The sequence below is a fragment of the Apilactobacillus sp. genome (assembly GCF_025290035.1).
Lineage (GTDB): Bacteria > Bacillota > Bacilli > Lactobacillales > Lactobacillaceae > Apilactobacillus.
This window is the reverse complement of sequence record NZ_JAMBKT010000002.1, coordinates 63,315-89,569: the sequence shown is the minus strand read 5'-3', so window position 1 is coordinate 89,569 and position 26,255 is coordinate 63,315. Positions and strand designations below refer to the sequence as shown.

Sequence of the window (26,255 nt, the reverse complement as noted above, 5' to 3'; positions counted from 1 at the left end):
TAGATAATTAGATTTTTATGGAGGAAGCAGAATTGAAAGCTTTATTTAAAAAGTGTGCTGATTGGATAAATCGTCATATGACACTGGTTAAAGTTGTCTTCGTTTTATTTGTATTAGCAGTTGTAGTTCATGTTATTTTTTCTGTTTCAAAAGAAATTAGTGGAAGACAAATGGCGGAAAGTTTCTCTAGGTTATCACCGCTATCTATCTTTATTATGATTCTTTTGGGATTCATCGCAGTATCTCCAATGTTAATTTATGATTTCACTATTGTTGATTTCTTACCTGGTAAGTTTAAAAAGTCTTATATCATAAAAACAGGGTGGATTACTAACACATTAACCAACATCGCTGGATTTGGTGGTGTATTAGGGGCTAGTATGAGATCTAGTTTCTATAGTGAAAATGCGACTAAAAAACAAATTTTATATGCAATTTCAAAAATCGTGATATTCTTACTAGCAGGTTTATCAACTTACTGTTGGATCGCTTTAATTATGATGTTTAGTTTCGGATTTGGGACTAATAGTCATGATTGGTGGTGGTGGATTGTTCTAGTTCTAGGGGGACTATACTTCCCAATCCTATTTATCATTACTAGATTCACAGATTCTGATTACTTTAAAGACTTAACAATTAAACTTGAATCACAACTAATTGCTGGATCATGTTTAGAATGGCTAGGATGTGCAGGTTTATTCATGGCTATTGGTGCATTTATGCATCAACCAATTAATCTATTAGCCGTTTTCCCTGTATTTGTTGTTGCGAATGTTGTTGGGGTAGCGTCTCTAGTTCCTGGGGGACTTGGTAGTTTTGAAGGAACAATGTTATTAGGATTAACATTTATTGGGGTAACACCAAGCGATGCCGCTGTTTGGTTAATCTTATACCGTGCGTTTTATTACATTTTCCCAGTTGCTTTAGGAATTATTTTCTTAATTATTGATGTATTCCAACGCTTTAATGCATTTTTAGATGGGATTCCTAAGTTAATCATTCAAAGATTAGCACATATGTTTATAACACTATTTATGTATTTCTCAGGAATCATGATGTTACTACTTGCTGTCATTCCTAACTTGGTCTTAATGAATAGATTCTATATTTCGTTGGAACCTTATTCTTTCTATTTCTTAGATCAATTAAGTACAGTAATCGTAGCGTTCTTATTAATTGGATTTGCGCGTGGGTTTGGTTCAAAAGTTAAAAAAGCTTTTTGGCCAACTGCGGTTCTTTTAATCATTGCGATGGGTAATACCCTTTGGAAAGAAGATTTCCCAAGCAATATGATTTCTCTTTCAGTAGTGCTATTAATTAGTTTATGGCTAAGTTATGGTGTTTTATACCGTCAAAAATTCACATATTCATGGGGACATGTATTAATTGATTTATTGATTTTTGGCTTAGCTTTCATTTTCTATTTGATCATCGGATTACTTACTAACTTCAAGTTCGCTGTTTTCCATTGGTCAAACTCATACCTACTTCCTTCACCACAAGTTTGGTTTGCTGGTTTCTTAGGATTGATTTTAGCTTGCTTAATCTTAGTCTTAACTTACCGTTTCCTTTCATACTCAAAAGTAGATTGGTTAAATCAACCATTCGATGCTAACCGTGTTTCTGAAGTCATTAACAAATTTGGTGGAAATGAAGTTAGTCATTTAGCATATGTTCGTGATAAGGATATTTACTTCTATCAAGAAGGTGGAGAAGACCAACTATTCTTTATGTACAAATGTCGTGCTAACAAGATTATGATAATGGGTGAACCAATTGGTAACATGGCCAAGTTAGAAGATGCTGTTGATCAATTTATTGAAGACAGTGATAACATTGGCTATTCACTTGTTTTCTACGAAATTGGTGAAGAATTAACAATGCTTCTTCATGAAAAAGGTTTTAGTTTTACCAAAGCTGGTGAAGAAGGACACGTTGCACTAGATACATTCTCCATTACTGGAAAGAAACATCGTGGTGAACGTGCCTTAATGAATAAATTTGAACGTGATGAATACAAGTTTGAAATTATTCAACCACCATTCTCAGATGCATTCATCGATGAATTGAAAGAAGTATCTGACAACTGGTTAAACGGAAAACCAGAAAAGGGCTTCTCACTAGGATACTTTAATAAATATTACCTAAATCAAGCCCCAATCGCTGTTATGAAAGACAAAGACAATAAACCGGTCGCATTTGCAAATATTATGCCAACCGGTGACCGTGAAATGACATCGATTGACTTAATGCGTTCAAGTGAAGATGCACCATCTGGTATCATGGATGGGATTTTCATTAATCTCTTTAACTATGTTAAAGATGAAGGGTATAACTACTTCAACTTAGGAATGGCACCACTATCAAATGTTGGCGAATCCAGATATAGTTTTATTGATGAAAAGATATCTAACCTGATTTACAAGTATGGAACAGCGTTCTACAGTTTCCAAGGACTAAGATCTTACAAAGAAAAATACGTTAGTGAATGGACTCCTAAGTATATTTCTTACCGTCGAGGAAACTCACTTGTCTTCACAATGCTACAATTATTAGTATTGGTAAATGAACATGTTGAGAAGAATTGTGAAAAGGTTCCATTTTGGAAAAAATGGTTTAAAAAATAGGCCTATAATCAATTTAAAATGATGTAAATAAAAATACCCGAGATTGATATTTAAAACTCAATCTTGGGTATTTTTTTGGCCATGATAGATATAAAAAAGCAGTCATTAATTATTAATGACTGCTTTTTTATTATTGATTATCTTTTGGGAACCAAATCTTGTAATCGTCATCTTTCATTGCTTCAACTTCACCTAAACGGTATCCATTACCAACTTGTGAGAAGAAGTCATGGTTAGCAGTAGATGTTGAAATACCATTCATAACGATTGGGTCAACATCGTCGGCGTTATCTGGGAACAATGGATCTTGACCTAAGTTCATTAGCGCTTTGTTAGCGTTGTATCTAATGAATTTTAATACGTCATCAGTCCAACCAACTTGATCATATAAGATGTGAGTGTACTTTTCTTCATTTTCGTATAAGTCGTATAAGAAGTTGTACATCCAATCCTTTAAGTCTTGTTTTTCGTTGTCACCTAATTGGTTGAAACCTAATTGGAATTTGTAACCAATGTATGTTCCGTGAACAGACTCATCGCGAAGAATTAACTTAATGATTTCAGCCACGTTAGGTAACTTATTGTGTCCTAAGTACCAAAGTGGGGTATAGAAACCAGAGTAGAATAAGAAAGTTTCTAGAAATACACTTGAAATCTTTTTCTTCAATGGATTTGAATCATCATGATATAGTTCATAAATTTTCTTTGATTTGTTTTGAAGGAATTCTTCTGAATCACTCCAGTCAAAGATTTCAGCAATTTCGTCAGGAGTATTTAGAGTTGAAAAAATTGATGAGTAACTTTTCGCATGGACAGATTCCATAAATTGAATATTACTTAGAACTGCGCTTTCATGTTGTGTAGCAACGTCTTTTCTAAGTGCAGCCATCCCATCTTGTGATTGAAGGGTATCTAGTAGAGTTAGACCACCGAAGACGTGACCAACTAACCATTTGTGATCATCGTCTAATGTTCGCCAATCAGCTAAATCATTTGATAGGGGAATCCTAGTATCTAACCAAAATTGTTCGGTTAATTTTTCCCAGGTTGCTTTATCAATTTGGTCACTAATCGCATTCCAGTTGATAGCTTTATAATTTTCCATTGTAATAAAAATCTCCTAACTAGTTTAGATTGAGCAACTTTCACATTCGTTAACACCGACTTCTTGGTTATCATCAGTGTAAGTTCTTACGTAGTACAATGACTTAATACCTTTAGCGTGAGCGTAGTTACGAAGAATGGTTAAGTCACGAGTTGTCATTTTATCGGTTCTACCGTTCTTCCATTCGTATAATCCATCAGGGATAGTTGAACGCATGAATAGAGTAAGACTCATACTTTGATCTACATGCTTTTGAGCAGCAGCGTAAGTATCGATAACTCTTCTCATGTCAATATCATAAGCTGACTTGTAGTATTTTAGAGTATCGTTTGATAAGAATGGAGCTGGGTAGTAAATCTTACCAGTCTTTGATTCGTATCTTTCTTCAACACGACTAATGATAGGGTGCAAACTTGCAGTAGAATCATTAATGTATGAAATTGAACCGTTTGGAGCAACAGCCATCCTGTTTTGGTGGTATAAACCATCATTCATAACAGCTTCTTTTAATTCTTCCCAATCACTTTCAGTTGGAACAAAAATACCATCAAATAATTCTTTAACACGTTCGTTAGTTGGGCCCCAGTATTTAGTGGTGTATCTGTCGAAGTAAGTACCGTCAGCGTATTGACTCTTTTCAAAATTATGGAAAGTTTCGTGACGTTCAGCAGCAATCTTGTTTGAAGCAACTAAAGTCCAGTAGTTTAATAGCATGAAGTAAACACCAGTAAATTCAATGGCTTCGTCAGAACCATATTCAATTTGGTTTTTAGCTAAGAAACTGTGTAGACCCATTCCACCTAGACCAATACTATGTGATAGGGCGTTACCTCTTTGAATAGAAGGAACAACATCAATGTCAGAGTGGTCAGTAACAAAAGTTAAAGCACGAACCATTGCATCAACTGACTTACCAAAATCAGGACTAGCCATTAAGTTAACGATGTTAGTTGATCCTAGGTTACATGAAACGTCAGTACCTAATTGTTCATAGTTTTGTTCGTTATCAACAGTAGAAGGTTCTTGTACTTGCATGATTTCTGAACATAAATTACTCATAACAATCTTACCATCAATAGGGTTTTCCTTGTTAACAGTATCGATATTAATAATGTATGGGTAACCAGATTCTTGTTGTAGCTTACTAATTTCAGTTTCTAGTTCACGAGCGTTAATCTTAGTCTTCTTGATTTCGTCGTTGTTAACCATGTTGTCATATTCAGCGGTAATATCAACGTATGAGAAAGGTACACCGTAAATTCTTTCCACATCATATGGACTGAATAGGTACATGTCTTCATCGTTTTGAGCTAATTCATAGAACTTATCAGGAACAGTTACTGCTAGTGATAAAGTCTTAACACGAATCTTTTCATCAGCATTTTCTTTCTTGGCTGAAAGGAATGCGATAATGTCTGGATGGAATACGTTTAAGTAAACTGCACCTGCACCTTGACGTTGACCTAATTGGTTAGAGTAAGAAAAACTGTCTTCCAATAATTTCATAACAGGAACAACACCAGAAGCAGCACCTTCGATATGTTTGATAGGGTCACCAGCTGCACGTAAGTTAGAAAGGTTAATTCCAACACCACCACCAATACGTGATAGCTGTAAAGCAGAATTAATAGTTCTACCAATTGTGTTCATATCATCAGTTGGTTGAATTAAGAAACATGAAACGAATTCACCACGACGTTTTCTACCAGCATTCAAGAATGATGGGGTAGCAGGTTGGTATCTTTGATGAACAATTTCATCAGCTAGGTTCATTGCTAATTCTTCATCACCATCTGCAAAGTATAATGCGTTAATCGCAACACGATCGATAAATTCTTCTAGATAGAAGTTTCCGTCATCAGTCTTTAATGCATATTGAGCATAAAACTTGTAAGCAGCCATAAAAGATTTGAATTCAAAATTTTGGCTCTTCAAATAATCGTAGATTTTTTCAATAAATGAGAAGTCATATTTTGCTAAGAATTCTTCTTCAAGATAATCATTTTCTACTAAAAAGTCATATTTTTCTTTTAAAGAATTAAAAGTTTTTAAATTAGGTTTTACGTTTTCTTTGATAAAGGCTGCTAGGGCATCTTTATCTTTATTTAGTTGAATTTTATCATCCTTAGGGATGTTAATTTCATTATTAAGATCGTAATAAGTTACGTCTTTCAAATCTTTTAATGACATGTTCGAACCACTCTTTCATAGTAAAAAATTGATATTTATAGATAAAATATGGCGAGACCATTAGCGGTTTCGCCAAAAATTACTTTTTATATTATAATGAATAATACGAAATTTAAATTAAGCTAGTTGGCTTAATTGATCTGGTCTAAAACCTGAAATTGAGTCAATACCATCAGCTTCAACTACTGGTAATGACATAAAACCTTTTGATTTTAAGTATGGTACGTATTCGGGTTCTTCATTGATGTTTCTTTCGATAAAATCGATATCGTGTTCGCTTAAAAAGCGTTTAGTCATTTTGCATTGCATGCAATTATTTTTTGAATATACAGTAACTTGTGCCATGTGTATTGCTCCCTTTCTTTTGACGAAATATGTACGATATTTTCGGTTAATTTATATATAAAAGTTTACACCAGAAAAGAAAAAAATCAAATAAAAAACACCATATTTAGTATTGGAAATGTTTCCAATCTACTAGATACAGTGTGTTAGAGAATTTTAAAAATTTTTTATTTAAGGATCTGATTTCAAATGAACGAATTTTATTATACACCAAATCCTAATGTTGTCCATGAGCTTCACACATGGAATTTTAATTTGTTAGGAAATAATTTAACCTTTACCACTGACAATGGAGTGTTCTCTAAGCGAACAGTCGATTTTGGTTCTAAAACATTAGTTGAAAGCGTCAATATGGATAAAATCCCTGATGGAAATGTTTTGGATTTAGGCTGTGGATACGGTCCGATGGCAATTGCGTTAGCCAAGCATCATCCAGATAGAGTATTTGAAATGGTTGATGTAAATAACTTAGCATTAGAATTAGCTGTTAAAAATGCTGAACAAAATCATGTTGCTAACGTAAAAATTCATAATTCTAATATTTATGAAACAGTTGAAGATAAGTTTGCTGCCATCATCACGAACCCACCTGTAAGAGCAGGAAAGGATGTTGTTGATGGGATGATCGAAGGAGCAGTATCTCATCTAGTTCCAAATGGAACACTAACTGTTGTTTTGCAAAAGAAGCAAGGGGCACCATCTGCTAAAAAATTAATGACATCATTATTTGGTAATTGTGAAATTATTAAAAAGAACAAGGGATACTACATCTTGGAAAGTGTTTACAATGGATAATTTAGCAGAAAAATACATGCAAGAAGCTTTAGTTGAGGCCAAAAAAGCATACTTGATTGATGAAGTCCCTATTGGAGCAGTAGTCGTTCATGATGGTAAAATTATTGGGAGAGGCCACAATTTAAGAGAGCATAGTAACATTGCGATGGATCATGCTGAAACGATTGCAATTGATGAAGCTTGCCGACATTTAGGTAGTTGGCGACTAGAAGATTGTGATTTATATGTAACAATTGAACCATGTTTAATGTGTGCAGGAACGATTATTAATTCACGAATTAAAAGAGTCTTTTATGGTGCCGATGATGTTAAAGCGGGAGCCGCTAAAAGTTTATATCAAGTTTTTTCCGATGATAGATTGAATCATCATGTGGAATTATATTCAGGAATTATCAACACAGAATGTAGCAATATAATGAAGAGTTTCTTTAAAATGAAAAGAAAGAAACGAAAAGAACAAAGGAAAAAATAATTAAACTTGAAAAAAGTTTTTCAATAAGTTAATATTATTAATGCCGTAAGGCCTGGAAGCAAAGTTGTGTTTACGAACCGTGTCAGATCCGAAAGGAAGCAGCACTAAGTATTCTACGCTTGTGCTTCTTGTTTTTTATACAAATAAACTCTTAGTCAAATGTTGGCTAAGAGATTTTTTTATTTTAAAGGAAAACGATAATGGAATAATTCATCGATAGAATATATAATATACATAACTAGTTTTATGAAAGGGAGTTTTCCATGAGTTATCAAGCTTTATACCGTGTATGGAGACCGCAACGTTTTGATGATGTGATTGGACAAGATGTAATCACTACGACATTGAAGAATGCGATTATTACCAATCAGTTGAGTCATGCTTATTTATTTGCAGGTCCTAGGGGAACTGGAAAAACTTCCGATGCTAAAATTTTAGCGAAGGCAATTAATTGCCCTAATCAAAAAGATGGAGAACCTTGTAACGAGTGTGAGATTTGTCAAAGCATTACTAATGGAACATTAAATGATGTTATCGAAATCGATGCCGCATCCAATAATGGGGTTGAAGAAATTAGAGACGTTAGAGACAAAGCGAAGTACGCACCAACACAAGCGACTTACAAAGTTTATATTATTGATGAAGTTCATATGCTTTCTACCGGAGCATTTAATGCACTTCTAAAGACACTAGAAGAACCACCAGCACATGTTATCTTTATCTTAGCAACCACGGAACCACAAAAGATTCCAGCTACGATTATTTCTCGTGTGCAAAGATTTGATTTCAAACGAATTACCGCTCAAGATATTCTTTCTAGAATGGAATTTATCTTGAATGAAAAGGAAATTGAATATGATGATCAAGCGCTTAGAGTTATTGCTAAGTCTGCTGAAGGTGGGATGCGTGATGCGCTAAGTATCTTAGATCAAGTGCTTTCCTTTGGTTTTGATAAGGTGACATATGATAATGCGCTTCAAGTAACGGGTAGTGTGACCAAGTCATTACTTGCTCAATACCTTAATAATGCTGTAAAGCATGATGTTCAAGCAGCTTTATCTAATGTGCGTGAAATGTTAGATTCAGGAAAAGATGCAGAACGTTTTATTGAAGATTTAATCAAGTATTGCCAAGACATTTTGTTATATCAACAATCTCCAGAAATGGTGGAAGAAGCCGAATTAGGGGTTATTGATGATAACTTTAAGGCTTTAACGGAATCAATTGATGCGCCAACTATCTACCAAATGATTGTTGATTTGAATGATATTCAAAATCAAATGAAATACACAATGCATCCAGATGTCTATCTAGATGTGTTAACGGTTAAATTAGCATCTACTCAATCTCAACCAGCTACTAGTAGTGTTGTAACACAAAGTGTGCAAAACGTTGAAAGTAATGTGGATATTGATGATAATTCCACAATCCGTGAATTAAAAGATCAGATTAGTTCACTACAAAAACAAGTAGAAGAATTAATCAAGAATGGTGTTAAAGGCAATGTTGAAACTGCTAAACCAGTTGAAAAGCCAAAACGTTCAACTAATAGAAGCGCTGGTAAATCTACCGGTAAAGTTAACGTTACCAAGGTTTATCCAATCCTAGATAATGCAACTAGAGAAGATTTAAATAATGTTAAAAATATTTGGGATGAACTTTTAGGTGAACTAGATGTTACCCAACGTGCGCTTATGAAAGTTTCTAAGCCGGTTGCAGCAAGTCATGACGGGATTGTAGTTTCATTTGAATATGCATTCTTGTTCCAAAAGGCTAGCAATGACCAAAAATTGCTTGATGCATTATCTAACGGACTAGACCGGATATTGCACAATATTCCTGATTTTATTTTTATTCCTTCTGACCAATGGCCAGAAATCAGAAAAGGATATATTGTCGCACAAAAGAATGGTGGGAGAGAAGTAAAATCACCTAGCCTTGATTCTAGTGTTGAAAATCCGGACGAAAACGATGATAATAATATTGAAAAATCAGAAGATAATTCTAAATTAGTAAAACAAGCAACACAATTATTCGGTGAAGAAATAATTGATGTTAAAGACGATTAAGGAGATGTATTAATTATGATGAATGGTATGAACATGGGAAAAATGATGAAACAAGTTAAGCAACTACAAAAACAAATGGGTGCTGAACAAGAACAAATTAACAACAGTGAATTTGTTGGTAAAGCTCCAGAAGAGATGGTAGTTGTTACCTTCTCAGGTGATCGTAAGATGAAAGACATGAAGATCAAACCAGAAGCAATTGACCCTGAAGATCCAGACATGGTTTCAGACCTAGTAATTAGTGCCGTAAACGACGCACTATCACAAATTGAAAAGACAACTCAAGATTCTCTAGGTAAGTACACTAAGGGAATCCCAGGAATGTAATAAAAAATAAAGAAGGTTAATTATGCAATATCCTGAACCAATTGCTAAGTTGATCGACAGTTTTATGCGTCTACCAGGAATTGGTCATAAAACTGCAATCAGATTGGCGTACTTTGTTGTTGATATGAACAAAGATGATGTTAAGAAGTTTTCAGATGCATTGGATGAAACTAAGGACAAGCTAATGTATTGCTCAACCTGTGGTAATTTAACCGATGAAGACCCATGTGTAATATGTCGTGATAGTACCAGAGATAAATCAACGGTATTAGTTGTTGAACAACCAAGAGATATTATGGTCATGGAAAAGATGAAAGATTATCACGGTTTATATCACGTCTTGAATGGTGTGTTATCACCAATTGAAGGTAAAGGTCCAGATGAATTAAACATCAAACAGTTAATTCAACGTTTACAAGGTGATGAAGGCATTAAAGAAATCATTATTGCAACCAATGCAACTCCAGAAGGAGAAGCAACAGCAATGTATCTATCTCGTTTAATTAAGCCGGCCGGAATTAAGGTAACTAGATTAGCACATGGATTATCTGTTGGTAGCGATATTGAATATGCTGATGAAATGACATTATCTAGAGCTGTTTCTGGAAGAACAGAAATGTAGGAGTAGTGATTTATATGTTTGGATTTAGAAGATTTCCACATAACGTTGGACAACAATATGACGAATTTTTGTTAGACTCTATTGATCGAGCTAAATATCAATGGGATCACGCAATCGAAACAGAAGAAGCGATTTTTGAAGTCGACGGAGAAATTGTTGCTCAAACAAGACTAGCTCGTGAAAAATATTTATTTTTATATCGAGAAGCAAGAGAAAGAAAAGTTTCCAATAATCGTATTCAATCCTCAGTGATTGATTACTAAAAGGGTGTCTTTATTCTTTGGAATAAGACACTTTTTATTTATTGTAAATTTGTTGAAAAAGTGAAATTAAAGTACAATAATGTATAAAGATGAAAGTAGGGGTAGATATGTCTGGCAAGTTTATAACATTTGAAGGTACCGATGGCGCCGGAAAGACAACCATTTTAAACATGGTATTGGATTATTTAAAGGATACTATGGGAGATCAACTAGTCACTAGTCGTGAACCAGGTGGGAATCCAATTGCTGAAAGTATTCGAGAAGTTATTTTAGATCGTCAGAATATCGAAATGGATAAAAGGACTGAAGCGTTATTATACGCAGCCGCACGAAGACAAAATATTGAACAAACAGTAAAGCCCGCAATTGCCGCTAATAAGTTAGTAATTTGCGATCGCTATTTGGATAGTTCAATTGCTTATCAAGGTGGTGGAAGACAAATTGGTGAACAAGAAATTTATGAAATGAACCAATTTGCCACTGAAGGATTTTTACCAGATTTAACAATTTACTTTAATCTTCCAGTTGAAGAAGGATTAAAACGAATTGCCCAAAATCGGAATGAAGATGACATCGATAGATTGGATGTAGAAACGATTGATTTTCATAATCGTGTCTACGATGCATACCAGAGATTAGCTAAACAACAACCTGAAATAATTAAGTCTGTGGATGCAACCCAATCAATTGATGCTGTTTATCAAAATGTTTTAGAAATTTTGCAACCATATTTAGAAGAATTTAAAAAATAGGGACGTGATTTCAGTGAAACTTTTAATTGTAATTGTACAAAATAAAGATGCTAACAAACTTCAAAATGCCTTCGCTAAAAACGATGTGCAACAAACTAAACTTTCAACTACCGGTGGGTTCTTAAAATCAGGAAACACTACCTTTATGATTGGAATTGAAGATGAAAGAGTCAATGATGTTTTAGACATCATTAAGAAAGTATCAAGTAAACGTGAACAATACATGACACCACCTGTAAACTTGGATGGTGGGGTTTCTGATTCATCATATCCAGTAAAAATTGAAGTTGGTGGCGCAACCGTAATGGAAATGCCAATGGATAATTTTTATAGATTCTAGTGGGGGTCAATAATGACACAAAACCAAGTAATCACTGAAACAGATAGTAAGCAAAAAGATTTAATGGATAATTTTTTGCGAGTTATAAAACAAAATGAATTATCACATTCGTATCTATTTAGTGGTGAAGAGGGTGTAGGAAAGTTATCGCTAGCTTTATTTATTACAATGAGGATGTTTTGTAAGAATTTAACTAGTGAATCAATGCCGTGTGGAGAATGCGATGAATGTCGTCGGATTACCGACTTACAGCATCCAGATGTGATTGTGATTAAACCGGATGGATTAAGTATTAAGGTTGATCAAATCAGATATTTAAAATCGGAATTCTCTAAGAGTGGGTTGGAAGGTAATCAAAAGTTTTTTATTGTTTGTGACGCCGATAAGATGACCACAGGAGCTGCAAATAGTTTACTGAAGTTTATCGAGGAACCTACTGGCAATGTCGTATCCTTCCTACTAACTACAAATCGTAATTTAATATTGCCTACAATTATTTCTAGAACACAGGTCGTAGAGTTGAATCCGTTGAGTCGAAGTGACTTTGAAGGCGAATTAGCAAAGTTATCTATGTCACCTAGTCAATTTAAACTAATTAGTCGCTTAACCAACCGAATTTCAACGGTGCAAGAATGGCAGGAAGACGAATGGTTAGCACATAGTATTTCTGCAGTTAGTCATTGGTTTAATTTGATTGTTGAGAATGATATTACAGCTTTTGCAGCAATTAAATCCAACGTAATGTCATTGGCAAGTGATAATAGTAAAAAACAAGTGATCATTAATATGTTATTATCTATTTTTGAAGATGTTTTGGATGCTAAATTTACTAGTGAAGATAGTTTTAATTTTCCAAAGCAAGCTTATAGCATTCAGAAATTAGCTGATCATGTTAATAAATCACAGTTAATTCAGATTTTAGAAGAATTGTTAAATTGTAATAAACTGATGGCAGTTAACGTTAGTTATCAAAATATTTTAGAAGCAACCACATTAAAAATAATGCGAATATTAAATGGTTAATTGGGGTGAATTTGTTTGGATAAAAGAGAAATTTATGATGGCTTAAAGAATATGGAAACACAAACTCAATTAATGTTAGATAAATTTACTGAATTACGAGAAGCATTAACTGAAGTAATGGAAGAAAATGCTGAACTTAGAATCGAAAATCAACATCTGCGTGAGTTCATTGATGAACAAAAACCTAATGATGTTGAATCAGACTCAAATAGTAGTAGTTCAAATCGTCTATCCAATTCTAGAAAGAATTTAGAAAATCTATTTAATGAAGGTTTTCATGTATGTACCGAATTTTATGGAACTCATCGAGGAGATAGCGAAAGCTGCATTTTCTGTAACGAAATTTTAAACCGATAGTATGGAGGTATCTCAGTGCAAGAACAACATAGTTTTACTGCCAATCAAAATCAAGGTAGTTTATATTTAGTTCCAACACCAATTGGAAATTTAGAAGATATGACCTTTAGGGCAATTAAGGCTTTAAAAGAAGTTGATTTAATTGCTGCTGAGAATCCTAGTCATACACAACAATTACTAAATCATTTTGAAATTGATACTAAAAAAATTAGTTTTAGAGAAGATAATAAAGATTATCGGATCGATGAGATAATTAGTGATTTACAATCTGGATTAAATGTTGCGCAAGTCAGTGATGCAGGGATGCCATCCATTAGCGACCCTGGTCAAGAATTGGTTAAGGCGTGCGTTGAACAACATATTAATGTAATTCCATTGCCAGGAGCTAATGCTGGAATCACAGCTTTAATCGCCTCTGGTTTAATGCCACAACCATTTTATTTCTTTGGTTTTTTAAATCGTAAGAACAGTGATCAGTTAGCGGAGCTTGAGGAATTAAATAAACATACAGAAACTTTAATTTTTTACGAAGCACCTCATCGTTTGAATAAAACATTGAAGAATATGCAAAAAGTTTTTGGTGAAAATCGCCAAGCGGTACTATGTCGCGAATTGACTAAGAAATTCGAAGAATTTGATCGCGGTAGTTTAAGCGAACTAATTCAATGGACTGAAGATAATCAAGTCCGTGGTGAATTTGTTGTCATCGTTGATGGAAATGATAAAGCCAATGAACAAGCTGATGAAGAAGATGAACTAGCTGGTTTATCAATTAAAGAACAGGTTGATTATTTCATTTCTGATGGGATGAAAACCAATGCAGCCATCAAAGAAGTAGCCAAACTACATCAAGTTAAAAAACAAGAAATTTATAATATTTACCATGAAATATAGGGGTGTAGACGAACATGGAACCAACAGTTTTTAGCGAAAAACATCGAGTTACATATTATGAAGCTGACTTTACCAGAAGAATGACAATCGCAATGATGCTAGATGTGATTATCTTAGCTTCTGAAGATCATAGTGATGAATTAGGGGTTGGTGCTGAATTTGTACGTCAATTTGGTGTAACCTGGGTAGTTATTCAATACGATGTGCATATTAATAGAATGCCAACAGTTGATGAAGTGATTACCATTAACACTAAATCTAAGTCATATAACAAATACTTTGCCTATCGTGAATTTACTATCACGGATGAAAAAGGTAATGAATTAATGAATATGACTGGATTATGGGCAGCGATGAATTATAAGGAACGTAAGATTGCTTCAATTCCAAAGGAAACTGTTGAACCATTTGGAGCTGAAAAAGTAAATCAAGTTCCAAAAATGCCAAAACCTAAGAAAATTGATTTTGATGAAGCTGATAAACAAACATTCACAGTTAGATATACCGATATCGATTCTAACCAACATGTTAACAACGCTCATTACATGGATTGGATGGTCAACGTATTACCAGCTGAATTTTTAACTAATCACACACCAACAGGCTTCTTATTAAGATATGAAAATGAAGTTAAGTATGGTTCTAATGTTGATAGTTATTACAACATGGACAAATTAGAAGATGGAACGATTATGACCAGACATGAAATTATGAGTGGTGATAGTCATTCAGCAATTGCTAACATTACTTGGCGAGAAAATTAATAAATATTGATAGGTGACTTCTTTTTTTACTATGGAGTCACCTATTTTTTTGTTATAATTTACCATAGAATTATTCGAACACTATAAAAGTTATTGGGGAGACGAAAAAACGGATGAAAGTATTGGCTTTAGACACATCCAATAAACAATTAACCGTTGCGATATTAGATGATGATCAAATTTTAGCAACTGAAACAACTACCGTTCATCAAAAACATGCGGAATATTTATTACCAATTATTGATGAATTAGTACGAAAGACAGATTTAAAACCAACTGATTTGCAAAGAATCGTGGTGGCAACTGGTCCGGGTTCATATACTGGAATTAGAATTGCGACAGCGACTGCTAAAACTTTAGCATTTACACTTGGTATTGAATTGGTAGGAGTTTCTAGTTTGGAAACTTTGGCGTTAAACGTCTCCGAAAAAGAAAGTCTGGTTATGCCAGTTTTTGATGCCAGAAATAACAATGTATTCACAGGTCTTTACGAAATCAAAGATGATGGAGTTACGACAGTACTAGCAGATCGTCATACTGATTTTGATAAATGGTTAGATCAAATTGATAATGCTGGTAAGAATGTATATGCGATTGGTGCAGATGCAAAGAACTTTGAAGAAGCGCTTACCAATAAATTTGGTGATCAATTAGTTTTCATGAATAGCTTTGATAATTTGCCTCAAGCAGCTAGACTGGGATTATACGGTCAAACTAAAGAACCTGTTAAAGATATTCATTCATTCGTTCCAAATTATTTAAGACTTACAAAAGCGGAATTAGATTGGCGAGAAAAACATCCGGGGGAAGAAGTTACTTCATATGTTGAAAAAGTTGATTAATTGGTATCAGACAAAGTTCATGAATACCAAAGGATTATTAAAAAAAGAACACTTGAATATTAAAAATCATATTGTTGATATTAATGGCGATAAATTTTATTTAGCCAAAGCGATGGTGACTGATATCCCAGAAATGGTTGGCATTGAAAGGGATGTCTATGATGGTGTCGCTCCTTGGACAGAAGAAGCATTCATTCCGGAATTAAAACCACGTTTAGATCGATTCTATTTATTATTACGTCAAAATGATCAATTAGTAGCTTTTATTGGTAGTTCCTTAAATGATAAAAAGCTAGATTGTCATATTTCTAATGTAGCCGTTGAACCAGAGTTTCAAGACCGTGGATTGGGGTACTTCTTAGTTGCTAAGATAATTAAAAAAGCGCGTCAATTAAACTACAAAACAGTCTCACTTGAAGTTCGCGTAAGCAACGTTAAAGCGCAAAGATTGTATTTGGATTTAGGTTTTAAAAAGATGGGTGTTAAAGAAAATTATTATGACGGTGATCACGAAGACGCTGTTGATATGGTATTAGATTTAAGTTTATACGAAACAATTCCTAATAATTATGGAATGTAAAAGAAATGAGGTCTTTTTGTGCAACCACATATAATTATGTCATTTGAATCTAGTTGTGATGAAACTAGTGTTGCAATTATTGAAGATGGTGAAAAAATATTATCAAACGTTGTTGCAACGCAAATTAATAGTCATAAGCGATTTGGTGGAGTTGTGCCTGAAGTGGCCAGTCGTCATCATATTGAGGAAATCACAATCTGTGTTGAAGATGCAATGAAACAAGCAGATGTTACCTATGATGATATTGATGCAATTGCGGTGACATATGGTCCAGGATTAGTTGGAGCATTATTAATTGGAGTAACTGCTGCCAAGACAATTGCTTGGGCTCATGATATTCCATTGGTTCCAGTTAACCATATTGCGGGACATATTTTAGCCAGTCGCTTCGTGACAAAAATTAACTACCCAGCATTAGCACTAGTTGTTTCTGGTGGTCATACTGAACTTGTCTTGATGCAAGAAGAAGGCGACTTTAAGATTATTGGAGAAACTAGGGATGATGCTGCTGGTGAAGCTTATGATAAAGTAGGACGAGTATTAGGTATTAATTATCCTGCTGGTCCCAAAGTCGATGAAATGGCTGCCAAGGGAAAAGATACATTTAATTTCCCTCGAGCAATGGAAAAAGAAGATAACTTCGATTTTAGTTTTAGTGGATTAAAGAGTGCATTCTTGAACACTAATCATCACGCTGAACAAATTGGTGAAACGCTAGATCAAAATGATTTAGCTGCTAGTTTCCAAAGTGCAGTTGTAGATGTTTTAGTCGATAAGACTAAGAAAGCGCTACAAGAATATCCAGTTTCTCAATTGATATTGGCAGGAGGAGTTGCAGCTAATAATGGTTTGAGAACTGCATTAGGCAATGCCATTGATCAAATTGATACTACTGAATTAGTAAAGGTACCTAACAAACTTTGTGGTGATAATGCTGCGATGATTGGTGCTGCTGGTTATGTAATGGCAAAGAAAAATATCTTTGCTGGTGTTGATTTAAACGCAGATCCTAGTTTAGAGTTTGACCTATTAGATGAATAAAAAAAGATGAGGCGATTATGCCTCATCTTTTTTATTGCTCTAGTTCAATCATTGCTGCTTCCCATTGAGATTCAATGGATTCGATTGATTGGTTAGTTTCATTCAATTGATTTTGTAGTTCATTCAGTTTTTCAATATCGTTAAGCACATCCGGATTAACCATTTTATTTTCAATGGCTTCCTTATTGGATTGGGCTTCTTCCAATTGACTTTCTAAAGTCTCAACTAATCGTCTTAATTTTCTTTCTTGCTTTTGCGCTTCCTTATTAGCTAGAAAATCTTGTTGATTTTGAGATTTAACGGAAACTTCTTTATGTTCATCTTCAGTTGATTGTTCAGCTTGTTGATGTTGTTGAAGAGCTTCTTTTTCTTCTTTCTTTTCCACATAATAATCATAGTTTCCTAGATATAGTTCGCTACCATCGTTAGATAATTCAACGATTTGTGTTGCTAGTTTATTGATGAAATATCTATCGTGAGAAACGAATAAAATGGTGCCATCAAAATTGATTAATGCGTTTTCCAAGACCTCACGACTATCAATGTCTAAATGGTTGGTCGGTTCATCTAAGATTAAAAAGTTATCGTGGTTCATCGCTAACTTAGTTAAGACTAATCTAGCTTTTTCACCACCGGAAAGGTTACCGACGATTTTTTCAACATCGTTACCAGAGAACAAGAAACTGCCTAAAATAGAACGAATTCTTTGTTCAGGATAGGTAGGATAATCGTCCCAAATTTCATTTAAGACAGTTTTATTAGAACTTAAATTATCTAGATGTTGATCATAGTATCCTACTTGAACACCGGTACCACGGTTTATTTCACCATCGATTAGTGGCAATTTGTCCATAATGGTTTTTAGCAGTGTCGATTTTCCCACACCGTTAGGACCAATTAAAGCCATTGCTTGATTTCTTTTAACGTCTAAATTTATGTTTGATGAAAGAATATGATGATCATATCCAATCGAAGCATCATTAACTTTTAAGACGACATTACCACTTTGCTTTTCAGGAGTGAAAGTTAGTTTAGCACTTTTATCGTCTCTGACAGGGGCGCTAATTTTATCCATCTTTTCTAACTGACTTCTCCTGGATTGAGCACGTTTAGTGGTTGATGCACGAACGATATTTTTATCAACGAAATCCTGCATTTCTTTGATTTTCTTTTGTTGTTTTTCATATTCTTTTAGTTGGTGCTGGTAATTTAACTTCTTTTGTTCAACGTAATTCGAATAATTACCGACATAATGAGTCATTTTACCTTGGCTTAAGTCGTAGACTTCGTCGACTATTTTGTCCATGAAGTAACGGTCATGGGAAATGATTAGAAGGGCACCGTGATAAGAGTTCAAGTAGTCTTCTAACCAACTAATTGTTTTAACATCAATGTGGTTAGTAGGTTCATCTAAAATTAGTAAATCTTTTCTTTGTAATAGCAATTTTGCCATTGCTAATTGGGTTTGTTGTCCACCGGATAACTCACTAATTTTATGGTTATATGACTCTTCACCAAAACCAAATCCGTTTAAGACAGCTTTGATTTCAGCTTGATATGAAAAACCATTTTGAGCTGCAAAGTCAGCTTGCATTTGATCATATGTTTTAGTAACTTCAGCTAATTTAGCGGGGTCACTATTAATTGTTGAATCAGCCATTTTAAGTTCATAGTCATGAATTTTATTTTCTAATTCAATTAAGTCCGCAAAGACGCTGGTCATTTCTTCAATAATAGTTAAATCAGATTTCAAACCTGTATTTTGTGCTAAGTAACCAATTGTAATTCCTTTTTTGGTGGTAACTTCACCATCATCGATGATTTCATCGCCTAAAATCATTTTCACTAAGGTTGATTTACCGGCACCGTTACGACCAACTAGTGCTACTTTACTGTTTTCTTCGATGCTTAAATTAACGCTTGTGAAAAGATCTTCGCCACCAAATCGTTTGGTTAATTTATTTGCTTGTAGAATAATCATTTATTTCACCTCCGATATTCCTTGTTTTATCAATAATACTAACTATTTTAGCATAAAAGGAGGATGAATTTGAAACGGAAAGACTTTTTTCAAAAGATGATAATTATTTCACAAACTTTATTTTTATGATAAAATACATAAATGTTACGAAAGATTCGGGAGGGAACAATTTGGACATTAAAATTCCTAGGGCAACAGCGAAAAGATTGCCTATGTATTACCGATACCTAAGCGGTTTACATGATGCCAAAATTAAAAGAATATCATCTAGTACATTTGCCGAAGCAGTTCAAGTTGATTCTGCAACCATTAGAAGAGATTTATCATACTTTGGAGCGTTAGGTAAACGAGGATACGGTTACGAAGTAGATAACTTATTAGACTTCTTCAAGAAGATTTTAAATCAAGACCATTTAACTAATGTTGCTTTAGTGGGGTTAGGTAATTTAGGACAAGCTTTATTACGTTTTAACTTTCACAAAGATAGTAACGTTAGAATTTCAGCAGCATTCGATATTCATGACGACATGATTAATACCGTCCAAAGTGGAGTACCGGTTTATGATGTCCATGATTTACAAGAACAGCTAAGAGATCAACAAATTGAAGTAGTTATCTTTACCGTTCCAGCGACAGTAGTTCAAGAACTATGTGACGAAGCGGTTAAGGGTGGCGCAAAGGGAATTATGAACTTTACTTCAAAGCGTTTATCAGTGCCACAAAACGTTAGAATTCAAAACGTTGATTTAACAAATGAACTTCAAACTTTAATTTACTTCATTGAACATTATGAAGGTGCATAAAAAATGATGACCAAGCGGTCATCATTTTTTTGTTTTATCGATACATAATTCTTGCAACGGGAAATAAAAAATAATATATTATTTATAGACTTTAGCACTTTTATCAAATGAGTGCTAAAAATGATAAAAAGGAATTTATGGGGGCTAGGATAATGTTAAAACCATTAGGCGATCGTGTTATTGTTGAAGCACAAGAAGCTAAAGAAGAAACTGTCGGAGGCATTGTGTTAGCAAATAACGCTAAAGAAAAACCACAAACAGGTGTAGTTGTTGCGGTTGGTAGAGGTCACATTTTACAAACTGGTGAAACGATTAAACCAGAGGTTAAAAAGGGTGACAAAGTTGTATACGATAAGTACGCAGGTACTTCAGTAGATGACGGCGACAAGACTTACCTAGTATTAAAGTCAAACGATATTTTAGCAATCGTTGAATAATTTTATTAATGGGGTGAAAAAATATGGCTAAGGAAGTAAAATTTGCAGAAGATGCAAGACACTCAATGTTAAAAGGTGTCGATAAACTTGCGAACACAGTAAAAACAACATTAGGACCAAAAGGTAGAAACGTTGTTGTTGAACAATCACTAGGAACACCAACTATTACAAATGATGGTGTAACTATTGCCAAATCAATCGAACTACCTGATCATTTCGAAAACATGGGAGCTAAACTAGTTTCAGAAGTAGCATCAAAAACTGATGACATTGCTGGTGACGGTACTACTACTGCAACTGTTTTAACTCAAGCTATCGTGAACGAAGGAATGAAAAACGTTACTGCCGGTGCTAACCCAGTTGGAGTTAGACGTGGGATTGAAAAGGCAACTGAAGTAGCTGTTGAAAAGCTACACAAGATGTCTAACGAAATTAAGAGTAAGAAGGATATCGCACAAATCGCTTCTATTTCTGCTGCTAATCCAGAAGTTGGGGAATTAATTGCCGACGCTATGGAAAAGGTAGGTAACGATGGTGTAATTACCGTGGAAGATTCACGTGGTGTTAACACTACTATGGATGTAGTTGAAGGGATGCAATTTGATCGTGGTTACATGTCACAATACATGGTAACTGATAACGACAAGATGCAAGCAGATTTAGATAACCCATACATCTTAATCACTGACAAGAAGATTAATAACATCCAAGAAATCTTACCAGTATTACAATCAGTTGTTGAACAAGGTCGTTCACTATTAATCATTGCTGATGATATTGGTGGAGAAGCTTTACCAACATTAGTTTTAAACAAGATGCGTGGTACTTTCAACGTAGTTGCGGTTAAAGCTCCTGGCTTCGGTGACCGTCGTAAGGCTCAACTACAAGACATCGCTGTTTTAACTGGTGCTACAGTTATTACTGATGATTTAGGCTTAAACCTAAAGGACGTTACAATTGAACAATTAGGTCAATCAAACAAGGTTAACGTTACTAAAGACGATACAACTATCGTTCAAGGTGCTGGTGACAAAGATCAATTAGCTGCAAGAGTAGCTGAAATCAAGTCACAATTAGACACTACTACTTCTGAATTTGACCGTGATAAGCTACGTGAAAGATTAGCTAAGTTAGCTGGTGGAGTTGCAGTTATCCGTGTTGGTGCTGCCACAGAAACTGAACTAAAAGAACGTAAATACAGAATTGAAGATGCGTTGAACTCAACTAGAGCTGCCGTTGAAGAAGGTTTTGTTCCTGGTGGTGGAACTGCATTTATCAATATTCTAAAAGACCTAGAAGAAATTCCTGCTGAAGGCGATGAAAAGACAGGGGTTAACATTGTACTTCGTGCATTAGAAGCTCCAGTTAGACAAATTGCTCACAACGCCGGAATTGATGGTTCAATTGTTGTTGAACACCTAAAGGGTGAACCAATGGGTGTAGGTTACAATGCTGCTACTGGTGAATATGAAGACATGGTTAAAGCTGGGGTTGTTGATCCAACCAAAGTTTCAAGATCAGCTCTTCAAAACGCCGCTTCAGTATCTGCTTTACTATTAACTACAGAAGCTGTTGTTGCTAAACTACCAGAAGAAAACAAAGATCCAATGAACCCTGGTATGAACCCAATGATGTAATAAAAAAAGGATTCCATTTGGAATCCTTTTTTTTGTATGATTTTTGGTTTTTCTTGTTTTTATTCTGTGACATTTGTATAATTTACTAATAGTAATAAGAAACGAAAGGAAAGCTATTATGCTAAAATTTGAAATCATCGTTTGTCTATTTGCGACAATGTTGATGTCAGCTGTGATTACACCGTTTATCAGAAAACTGGCATTTAGATGGGGCGCAATAGATAGTCCAAATAAGCGAAGAATGAATAAGATTCCAATGCCAACATTAGGAGGATTAGCAATCTTTGCTGCATACACGATTGCCACAATGTTTCTCTTAAGAAAACAAATGCCAACGCAACAATTGTATGGGATGTTTGCAGGACAATTAATCATTATTATCACTGGTGTGATTGATGACATTATTGTCTTAAAACCTAGACAAAAAGTATTTGGGATTAGTTTGGCTGCTGTCGTGGTATTCTTCTTTGGAAATATTCAAATGAGTAGTGTATCACTACCATTTATTGGAACATTTGGGCTTGGCTGGTTTAGTTTACCAATCACTTGGATTTGGATTCTAGCGATTACTAATGCGGTTAACTTAATCGATGGTTTAGATGGGTTAGCAACCGGAGTAGCTGTGATTGCCCTTACGACAATGGGAATTACTGGGTTCTTTTTCTTGAACGTCGGCAACGTGTACGTATCAATTATGATTTTTGCATTAGTAGCTGCTTGTTTAGGATTTTTACCATATAATTTCTTCCCTGCACGGATATATTTAGGAGACACCGGTTCACTATTTATTGGATTTATGATTTCAATCTTTTCGTTAAACGGATTAAAAAATGCGACTTTCATTACTGTTATCATTCCAGTAATTATTTTAGGGGTACCAATTACTGATACCATTTATGCTATTTTACGTCGTATGTTAAACAAGCAACCAATTATGCACGCTGATAAAAGACATTTGCATCACCGTCTAATGCAAATTGGTTTGACACATCGTCAAACCGTCTTAATTATCTATGGAATTGCATTAATCTTCTCATTTATTTCTTTATTGTATCCAATTTCAAATATCTTAGGTTCGATTCTACTAACCATTGCCACATTAATTGGGCTAGAACTGTTCGTGGAATCAATTGGATTAGCTGGACAAGATCGTCAGCCATTATTGAACTTTATCAAAAAAATAGTTAAAGAAAATACAAGTAAAGATAACCACTAAAAAAAGATTGACCGTTGGGTCAATCTTTTTTGTATGGATCAAAGTCGATTTCAAAATATTTTTCAGCGCCATCAGTCATTTCGACACGGCCATTTAATAGTTCAACAACACTAGCTTTAAATGAATCGATACGATCGTTATCAACGGCGACCACAATTGATACCTTATCAGTATAAATTGTATCAATAATGTTTTCATTGTTTTCTTCTAGTTGATAATTGAGTGAATCAAATGATTTGTAATCAACTGAAATCGTAATTTCTGTTTGAAGAACTTTTTTGACAACGCCGACATGTTCAATTGCTTGGGTTGTTGCATTACTATATGCACGAATTAATCCACCAGCACCTAACTTGATGCCACCAAAGTATCTGGTAACCACGGCAGCAACGTTATGAACGCCGATGTTTTTAATTGCTTCTAGGATAGGAACACCTGCAGTTCCTGAGGGTTCTCCATTATCACTGGCACGTTGGATAGAATCATCTAAACCTAAAACATAGGCGTGACAGTTATGCGTTGCTTTTTTATGTTCATCTTTAACTTGATTAATAAAGCTAATGGCTTCTTCTTCTGTTTCAACACGTGCAATTGAGCATATAAATTGAGATTTTTTAATATCAATTTCATTGATACCATCTTGCTTAATGGTTAAATAGTCATTTTCCAAGTTGTTTTCACCTCTGTTTAGCGTATTTAAGATTGGTGATTAATATGATCGAAAATTATAATGAATTATTTGGCAGACTGGTTGGTGAAAAAGATGTCCCCAGCGAAATTAAATCCGCACAAAATATCAAAAAAATGGTTCCTATTAAGGTTACCAAGAACGAGATTTATTGTAAACGATGTGGCCATAAAACATCAAAAAATGAATCACAATTACCTAATGATAATTTTTATTGTCCCAATTGCATTAACCTGGGACGAATGACCCTAAAAGAACCACTGTGTTTTATTGAAGAGCCAAATCTTTTCTCACATCAAGGAAAGATTTTAACATGGGATGGAAAACTAACTAAGGAACAAGAAAAATGCTCCAATCAGATTATTGAAGTGATTAATAATAATCAGACACATCTGCTATGGGCAGTTACAGGAGCGGGGAAAACCGAAATGTTATTTAAAGGAATCGCTCAAGCAATTAAAGATAATAAGCGTGTCTGTATTGCTTCACCACGAGTCGATGTTTGTGTTGAATTATTTCCACGAATCCAAGATGCTTTTAAAAACATTTCAGTGGTGTTGTTACATGGGAAAAGTAGTCAAAGTTATTTTTACAGTCAATTAACGATTTGTACAACGCACCAACTGTTGCGGTTTTATCACGCGTTTGACGTTATTATTATCGATGAGGTGGACTCTTTTCCGTTTGTGAATGATGAGTCACTCCATTTTGCTGTTGATAATGCGGTTAAAGATAAGAGTGCCAAACTATATTTAACTGCTACGCCCACCGCAGAGATGATTAAAAAGATAAAACGGAAACAAATTTCAGCTAGTTATTTACCAATTAGATTTCATCGCCATCTTCTGCCAGAAGCAACGATTAAGTATGTTAATGATTGGCGAAAGTTAATGAAAAAGCATAAATTACCGTCTCTATTGTTAAACAAAATCAAACAAAAAATCAAAAATCAGCAACGATTTTTGTTATTCATTCCTAAGATAGATGATTTACCGGTAATAAGTGAAATATTAGCCACTCAGTATGACTCATCACTTTGGCATACCGTTTATTCCAGTGATGAATTACGAATGGAAAAAGTCAATGACATGCGGACTGAAAAAGTGCTGTTTTTAATTACTACGACCATTTTAGAAAGAGGGGTTACGTTTCCGGGAATAGATGTAATCGTTTTAGGGGCTGACGATGAAGTGTTTACGATGTCGTCATTGGTGCAAATTGCTGGAAGAGTGGGACGTAAAAAGGATCGACCAACGGGGGAAGTTTTATTTATCGTTGATGACAAAACCAAACCAGTGAACAATGCAATGAAACAAATTAAGTATATGAATAGGTTGGCGAAAAAATTAAATGAATAAATGTATTTTATGTGGTCAAAAAATTACTTTTCAAATATCAATTTCGTTTTTATTGAGTCTAAAGCCGATAAAATATAAACCGCTTTGTGATAAATGTGAAACCCAATTTGAAAGAATAAACCAGGAAATAATTTGTCAGCAATGTGGCAGGGAAATGGAAGTGGCTGGAATTTGTGATGATTGCGTTAAGTGGCAAAATGTTGGTAATAAATTAATTAATCGTGCGGTATATAAATACAATGATGCAATGAAAGAATATATGCATCGATATAAATTTTGCGGTGACTATAATTTACGCAAATCGTTTACAGATGAATTTTGCAGTCATATTGATACTAAAAAGATAATTGTCCCCATTCCAGTTAGTGAAGAAACCTTGACTGAACGGGGCTTTAACCAGGTGATCGGTTTATTGGCAGAAACAAAAATTGTTGAAGCATTGATCATTAATCAAGAAAGTAAAACAAGACAATCATCATTAAATCGAAAACAAAGGCTTAAGGCATCGCAAGTATTCGAAATTAATGATAATATGAAAGATGTAATTAAAGATAAGGAAATAATAATCATCGATGACATTTATACGACTGGAACCACTATGCATCATGCTGCTCAAGTACTCCAAAAAAATGGAGTCAAGAGTGTGCAGGGTCTTACTTTATGTCGATAATGGATAAAATTTCATTAAATAGTAAGAAAAAATATAAAGAATTCACCAATCTAATTT

General features: G+C 34.4%; 27 protein-coding genes and 1 other RNA gene. 23 read left to right on the top strand and 5 right to left on the bottom strand.

What is annotated here, in order from left to right; genetic code table 11:
• Positions 1-32 precede the first annotated feature (32 nt).
• On the top strand, positions 33-2,627 hold the full coding sequence (gene mprF / locus M3005_RS01750) for a bifunctional lysylphosphatidylglycerol flippase/synthetase MprF (RefSeq protein ID WP_435370530.1): 2,595 nt from the start codon (positions 33-35) through the stop codon (positions 2,625-2,627).
• A 130-nt stretch (positions 2,628-2,757) separates the two neighbouring features.
• Here mprF and nrdF read toward each other — a convergent pair whose 3' ends face one another.
• From nrdF to M3005_RS01735, 3 genes are all read right to left on the bottom strand, one after another.
• Positions 2,758-3,732, bottom strand: coding sequence for a class 1b ribonucleoside-diphosphate reductase subunit beta (gene nrdF, locus M3005_RS01745; protein WP_293793118.1), 975 nt, complete (start codon positions 3,730-3,732; stop codon positions 2,758-2,760).
• A 24-nt stretch (positions 3,733-3,756) separates the two neighbouring features.
• A complete protein-coding gene (nrdE, locus tag M3005_RS01740) occupies positions 3,757-5,922 on the bottom strand; it encodes a class 1b ribonucleoside-diphosphate reductase subunit alpha (RefSeq protein WP_293793116.1) in 2,166 nt (721 codons plus the stop codon).
• A 117-nt stretch (positions 5,923-6,039) separates the two neighbouring features.
• Positions 6,040-6,267 carry a redoxin NrdH gene (locus M3005_RS01735; protein ID WP_293793113.1) on the bottom strand — a complete coding sequence of 76 codons (228 nt, stop codon included), beginning with the start codon at positions 6,265-6,267 and terminating at the stop codon, positions 6,040-6,042.
• Positions 6,268-6,456: 189 nt separating this feature from the next.
• On the opposite strand from M3005_RS01735, the gene M3005_RS01730 reads away from it, so the two are divergent.
• From M3005_RS01730 to tsaD, 16 genes are all read left to right on the top strand, one after another.
• Complete coding sequence (locus M3005_RS01730) at positions 6,457-7,062, top strand: class I SAM-dependent methyltransferase (protein WP_293793110.1); 606 nt, start codon at positions 6,457-6,459, stop codon at positions 7,060-7,062.
• Entirely contained in the window at positions 7,055-7,534 is a 480-nt protein-coding gene (tadA, locus tag M3005_RS01725; RefSeq protein WP_293793108.1) for a tRNA adenosine(34) deaminase TadA, read from the top strand. Before M3005_RS01730 ends, tadA begins: the two co-directional genes overlap by 8 nt.
• Before the next feature lie 44 nt (positions 7,535-7,578).
• Positions 7,579-7,675, top strand: an RNA gene (gene ffs / locus M3005_RS01720) — signal recognition particle sRNA small type.
• 122 nt (positions 7,676-7,797) lie between these two features.
• A complete protein-coding gene (dnaX, locus tag M3005_RS01715) occupies positions 7,798-9,603 on the top strand; it encodes a DNA polymerase III subunit gamma/tau (protein ID WP_293793105.1) in 1,806 nt (601 codons plus the stop codon).
• A gap of 15 nt (positions 9,604-9,618) precedes the next feature.
• Positions 9,619-9,930 carry a YbaB/EbfC family nucleoid-associated protein gene (locus tag M3005_RS01710; RefSeq protein ID WP_293793103.1) on the top strand — a complete coding sequence of 104 codons (312 nt, stop codon included), beginning with the start codon at positions 9,619-9,621 and terminating at the stop codon, positions 9,928-9,930.
• A 22-nt stretch (positions 9,931-9,952) separates the two neighbouring features.
• Complete coding sequence (gene recR / locus M3005_RS01705; protein ID WP_053949736.1) at positions 9,953-10,552, top strand: recombination mediator RecR; 600 nt, start codon at positions 9,953-9,955, stop codon at positions 10,550-10,552.
• Positions 10,553-10,566: 14 nt separating this feature from the next.
• Positions 10,567-10,815, top strand: a complete 249-nt coding sequence (locus M3005_RS01700; RefSeq protein WP_053949737.1) for a YaaL family protein — start codon at positions 10,567-10,569, stop codon at positions 10,813-10,815.
• Positions 10,816-10,922: 107 nt separating this feature from the next.
• Positions 10,923-11,567: a dTMP kinase gene (gene tmk, locus M3005_RS01695; protein ID WP_293793097.1), complete on the top strand. Its 645-nt coding sequence runs from the start codon at positions 10,923-10,925 to the stop codon at positions 11,565-11,567.
• A 13-nt stretch (positions 11,568-11,580) separates the two neighbouring features.
• Positions 11,581-11,907 (top strand): cyclic-di-AMP receptor, encoded by a 327-nt coding sequence (locus M3005_RS01690; RefSeq protein ID WP_293793095.1) that lies wholly within the window; start codon positions 11,581-11,583, stop codon positions 11,905-11,907.
• Between the two features lie 12 nt (positions 11,908-11,919).
• Entirely contained in the window at positions 11,920-12,930 is a 1,011-nt protein-coding gene (locus M3005_RS01685; RefSeq protein WP_293793092.1) for a DNA polymerase III subunit delta' C-terminal domain-containing protein, read from the top strand.
• A 15-nt stretch (positions 12,931-12,945) separates the two neighbouring features.
• Entirely contained in the window at positions 12,946-13,287 is a 342-nt protein-coding gene (locus M3005_RS01680; RefSeq protein ID WP_293793089.1) for a DNA replication initiation control protein YabA, read from the top strand.
• A gap of 15 nt (positions 13,288-13,302) precedes the next feature.
• The gene (gene rsmI, locus M3005_RS01675) at positions 13,303-14,181 is read left to right on the top strand and encodes a 16S rRNA (cytidine(1402)-2'-O)-methyltransferase (RefSeq protein ID WP_293793087.1); all 879 of its coding nucleotides are present in this window, start codon (positions 13,303-13,305) and stop codon (positions 14,179-14,181) included.
• 14 nt (positions 14,182-14,195) lie between these two features.
• Positions 14,196-14,945, top strand: coding sequence for an acyl-[acyl-carrier-protein] thioesterase (locus M3005_RS01670; RefSeq protein WP_293793084.1), 750 nt, complete (start codon positions 14,196-14,198; stop codon positions 14,943-14,945).
• A 113-nt stretch (positions 14,946-15,058) separates the two neighbouring features.
• Positions 15,059-15,787 carry a tRNA (adenosine(37)-N6)-threonylcarbamoyltransferase complex dimerization subunit type 1 TsaB gene (gene tsaB / locus M3005_RS01665; RefSeq protein WP_293793082.1) on the top strand — a complete coding sequence of 243 codons (729 nt, stop codon included), beginning with the start codon at positions 15,059-15,061 and terminating at the stop codon, positions 15,785-15,787.
• Positions 15,768-16,367: a ribosomal protein S18-alanine N-acetyltransferase gene (gene rimI / locus M3005_RS01660; protein WP_293793079.1), complete on the top strand. Its 600-nt coding sequence runs from the start codon at positions 15,768-15,770 to the stop codon at positions 16,365-16,367. The genes tsaB and rimI overlap by 20 nt, the downstream gene beginning before the upstream one ends.
• Before the next feature lie 36 nt (positions 16,368-16,403).
• A complete protein-coding gene (gene tsaD / locus M3005_RS01655) occupies positions 16,404-17,408 on the top strand; it encodes a tRNA (adenosine(37)-N6)-threonylcarbamoyltransferase complex transferase subunit TsaD (protein WP_293793216.1) in 1,005 nt (334 codons plus the stop codon).
• A gap of 31 nt (positions 17,409-17,439) precedes the next feature.
• Here the strand turns inward: tsaD and abc-f are convergent, their stop codons facing one another.
• A complete protein-coding gene (gene abc-f / locus M3005_RS01650; RefSeq protein WP_293793078.1) occupies positions 17,440-19,389 on the bottom strand; it encodes a ribosomal protection-like ABC-F family protein in 1,950 nt (649 codons plus the stop codon).
• Between the two features lie 170 nt (positions 19,390-19,559).
• Between abc-f and M3005_RS01645 the strand changes: the two genes are divergently transcribed.
• The 4 genes from M3005_RS01645 to M3005_RS01630 all read left to right on the top strand — a co-directional run bounded on the left by M3005_RS01645 (position 19,560) and on the right by M3005_RS01630 (position 23,482).
• Complete coding sequence (locus tag M3005_RS01645) at positions 19,560-20,192, top strand: redox-sensing transcriptional repressor Rex (RefSeq protein ID WP_293793076.1); 633 nt, start codon at positions 19,560-19,562, stop codon at positions 20,190-20,192.
• A gap of 152 nt (positions 20,193-20,344) precedes the next feature.
• Positions 20,345-20,629 (top strand): co-chaperone GroES, encoded by a 285-nt coding sequence (groES, locus tag M3005_RS01640; protein WP_293793075.1) that lies wholly within the window; start codon positions 20,345-20,347, stop codon positions 20,627-20,629.
• A gap of 23 nt (positions 20,630-20,652) precedes the next feature.
• Entirely contained in the window at positions 20,653-22,266 is a 1,614-nt protein-coding gene (gene groL, locus M3005_RS01635; protein WP_293793073.1) for a chaperonin GroEL, read from the top strand.
• A 118-nt stretch (positions 22,267-22,384) separates the two neighbouring features.
• Positions 22,385-23,482 carry a glycosyltransferase family 4 protein gene (locus tag M3005_RS01630; RefSeq protein ID WP_293793072.1) on the top strand — a complete coding sequence of 366 codons (1,098 nt, stop codon included), beginning with the start codon at positions 22,385-22,387 and terminating at the stop codon, positions 23,480-23,482.
• Between the two features lie 19 nt (positions 23,483-23,501).
• On the opposite strand, the gene M3005_RS01625 is transcribed toward M3005_RS01630, so the two are convergent.
• Entirely contained in the window at positions 23,502-24,152 is a 651-nt protein-coding gene (locus tag M3005_RS01625; RefSeq protein ID WP_293793069.1) for a YigZ family protein, read from the bottom strand.
• Between the two features lie 44 nt (positions 24,153-24,196).
• Between M3005_RS01625 and M3005_RS01620 the strand changes: the two genes are divergently transcribed.
• Together M3005_RS01620 and M3005_RS01615 are read left to right on the top strand one after the other, a co-directional pair.
• A complete protein-coding gene (locus M3005_RS01620) occupies positions 24,197-25,528 on the top strand; it encodes an ATP-dependent helicase ComFA (protein WP_293793067.1) in 1,332 nt (443 codons plus the stop codon).
• Complete coding sequence (locus M3005_RS01615) at positions 25,521-26,198, top strand: ComF family protein (protein WP_293793064.1); 678 nt, start codon at positions 25,521-25,523, stop codon at positions 26,196-26,198. Before M3005_RS01620 ends, M3005_RS01615 begins: the two co-directional genes overlap by 8 nt.
• Positions 26,199-26,255 lie beyond the last annotated feature (57 nt).